We start from the raw sequence: 3,052 nt of genomic DNA on the forward strand, positions 1-3,052 counted from the left end.
GCCAAAAGAGCCATTACCATTTCCCAGTAAGACCGAGACCTTATTGCTGAGCCAATTTGTAAAAGCAAGGTCAAGCTGACTGTCGCCATTCACATCCCCAATCGCTACAGAGTAAGGGTTAGTACCGACCGGGAAGTTAGTTGCCGCCCCAAAAGAGCCATTACCATTTCCTAGTAAGACCGAGACGTTATTGCTACTAAAATTTGCAACAGCAAGGTCAAGCTTGCCGTCACCATTCACATCCCCAGTCACCACAAAGACGGGATTAGTACCGACCGGGAAGTTAGTCGCTGCGCCAAAAGAGCCATTACCATTTCCCAGTAAGACCGAGACGTTATTGTCGAACCAATTTGTCACAGCAAGGTCAAGCTTACTGTCGCCATTGAAATCCCCAATCGCTACACAGTCGGCATCAATACCGGCCGGGAAGTTAATAGCAGTGGCATAACTCACTGGAACACTTGCACTAACCCTAGCTGGAGCAGACCACTTGACGATAATACCATCCGAGTTGTCGTTGTTTGTTCCAGTAGTTTCATTCGCCACAAAAGTTAAACCTTTATGTGGAGGAAAAGTAATTGTGTTTGTCTCTATACCATTAGGACTGAGGTTGACAATGTCATTGCTAGCAGCCCATTTCCCAAGAGTTGTGAACGTCTCAGGTATCGATTGATTAGTCCTGTTGGTAAATCTCACTCCTGCGTCCAACTTAACCGGAACACTAAATTGCCCAGAAAGCTTTTCATTCTTCAGATAATCGTCAGTTGGATTTGCTAATGCAGCAGTGGTTATACATAGGAATGTACTGACAAAGAAGAGTGCTGCTAGAACTAACGAACTGAGCTTTTTCATAAGTTTTATTGTTGAAATGGTAACCGTTCAGGGGGGGGTTGTCAAGCAGCCAATGGCATTGATTCTGTGGGAGGACTCTCCAGGGGCAGCAGAGAGGGAGAAGCACTGCCTCTCCTAGAGGCGCGAATCGCCAAGCGTCATAAATTCCAAGACATTCCGGTTCTGATACCAATTTCCCATAAGCCTGCTACAGTGGCAATTCTAACTCCCCCTTTAGTAAGCAGGGCTGTTTCATTCTCGGATCGAAATTCCCTCCTGTATCTCTCGAAAGCCTTTCCTAGCAAGCCCTAGCAGGATTTCTCGTAATTTTCGATCTCCTAGTAGAAAGTATCGGCTCAAACCGTTACAGCATCTAGGCTAGAGAAATTGAAAAATTGGACAATGAAACAGCCCTGCCTTTAGTAAGGGGGGTTGGGGGGGTGAATCTGTAGCACTATTTTAGTAAATTGGTATGAGAACGCAGGATCGTCACTACTGTCAGTATCCGCGCCACAAACACACTACCCGCCTCACCCCCCTTTCATCCCCCTACTCGCAAATTTTTTGTTTTCACTGGCATCGTCGTGTTATTGTATTACCGCGAGAGCGCCCCGCTTTGGAAACATCCTCTTAGAGAGTATACATTAAGGTGACCAATGATAGATACAATATTAATGCTATTAAGAGATTTGACTGTAATTTTTTTTACAGGTGCAGTCTTCTGGCTTTGGGAAATTCGCTCTCCTTTACATCAGATTAAATACAAAAATAAATTCTTTAAGGAATTGGGATGGGTAGGAATATCATTTATCTTTAGAATTATTTATCCCTACGTTTCTGTGGTAATTATAAAACTATCTACTTCTCTATTTATTGGAGAGGCAGTAACTTTTGCCGGAGTAATGTATGTGCCTCTCTGGCTAAGGATCATCACCGCATATATATTGCAAGACTTCACTGACTATCTATTACACAGGGCAATGCATATTAATAAGTTTTTCTGGTTGACCCACAAATGGCATCATTCAACAAAGCAATCATGGTGGCTGAGTGGAAACAAAGATAGCTTTATGGGCGGACTTTTATACACTATTACATATTTTTGGTTTCCACTGCTGAACATTCCCTCAGAAGTCATGTCTGTAGTGGCAGTGCATCAGATAATTCATAATAATTGGATACACCTCAATGTGAAAAGAAACTCCTGGTTAGGAATATTGGAATGGATTTATGTCACGCCCTGTTTTCACACTTTGCATCATCTTGATAAAGAAGGAAGAAATTTGAGTGGTATGTTTACTTTCATTGACCGATTATTTGGAACCTACGTGTCTCCAGAAAACTTTGATTTAGAAAAACATAAAAATAGATTGGATGACGAATCAGTAATGGTAAAGACAATTGTGGGTATTTAAGCTGCTGCGCAGCTATATTGTATAATATCAAGATAAGTGAAATTACAGATAATTTTATATATGCCAGCCAAAAATCATTTGTCTCAAGAGCAAAAAGAAAGATTAATCAAGCTACTAAAAGAGTCTGAATCTAGTTATCTTAGAGAAAAAGTTTTAATTATATTACTGATAAATGACGGGAAAAATTATCAAAAGGTAAGTGAATTTCTTGATATTGCTTACACAACAGTTGCTTACTGGTCGGTTCATGGTGCTCCTGACAATATCAAAAGTTTTACTGATGAAAGAAGCCAAGGTAGTTTTCGGAAAGTTACCCCAGAATATGAAAAAATCTTGTTGGATACTATCGAGAAAGAGCCAGAAGAATATGGATATGAGTTTGGACGATGGACTGCGGTAAGGCTAGCTACATATCTAGAACAAGTGACAGGAATAAAACTCAGCGGCTCACAAATATCAAGGATACTACATAAAAAAAAATACGTTTATATTTGGGCAAAGTACAGCCTAGAGTCTAAGCAAAATCCTTTGATTAGACAGGCATTTAAAGAAAAATTAGCGGGGTATCTAAAAATAACTAAAGATACTCCAGACCTTTTACAGGTCAATACTCCGGACAGTTTTTAAGCAGCCAGAGTACCATAAGACAAGACTGAAGGAAGGTTAGGGTGATTTAAAATCAAATCCGGGTCTAAATCTAACTTATCAATAAAGGTAGAAAGTAGATACTTATTGAATTCCAGACGTTTATAACCCACATTCCGCACCCTCAACTGTCACAAGGGAGAGTCAAACCAGAAAAAGGG

At 40.5% G+C, this 3,052-nt stretch carries 3 protein-coding genes; 2 read left to right on the top strand and 1 reads right to left on the bottom strand.

Annotated features, from left to right (window positions below; translation table 11 throughout):
* The coding region (locus NJ959_RS22145; RefSeq protein ID WP_254013910.1) for an FG-GAP repeat domain-containing protein at nt 1–852 on the bottom strand (852 nt) is incomplete at its 3' end.
* Nucleotides 853–1,487: 635 nt separating this feature from the next.
* Here NJ959_RS22145 and NJ959_RS22150 point away from each other — a divergent pair.
* On the top strand, nt 1,488–2,246 hold the full coding sequence (locus NJ959_RS22150; RefSeq protein ID WP_254013911.1) for a sterol desaturase family protein: 759 nt from the start codon (nt 1,488–1,490) through the stop codon (nt 2,244–2,246).
* A gap of 60 nt (nt 2,247–2,306) precedes the next feature.
* Nucleotides 2,307–2,873 carry a helix-turn-helix domain-containing protein gene (locus tag NJ959_RS22155; protein ID WP_254013912.1) on the top strand — a complete coding sequence of 189 codons (567 nt, stop codon included), beginning with the start codon at nt 2,307–2,309 and terminating at the stop codon, nt 2,871–2,873.
* Nucleotides 2,874–3,052 lie beyond the last annotated feature (179 nt).

This window comes from Limnofasciculus baicalensis BBK-W-15 (assembly GCF_024178385.1).
GTDB classification, from domain to species: Bacteria; Cyanobacteriota; Cyanobacteriia; order Cyanobacteriales; family Coleofasciculaceae; genus Limnofasciculus; species Limnofasciculus baicalensis.

What these genes read in the sequence shown, in the direction of transcription:
- NJ959_RS22155 (WP_254013912.1), top strand. Translation starts at nt 2,307, where the DNA reads ATGCCAGCCAAAAATCATTTGTCTCAAGAGCAAAAAGAAAGATTAATC.
- NJ959_RS22150 (WP_254013911.1), top strand. Translation starts at nt 1,488, where the DNA reads ATGATAGATACAATATTAATGCTATTAAGAGATTTGACTGTAATTTTT.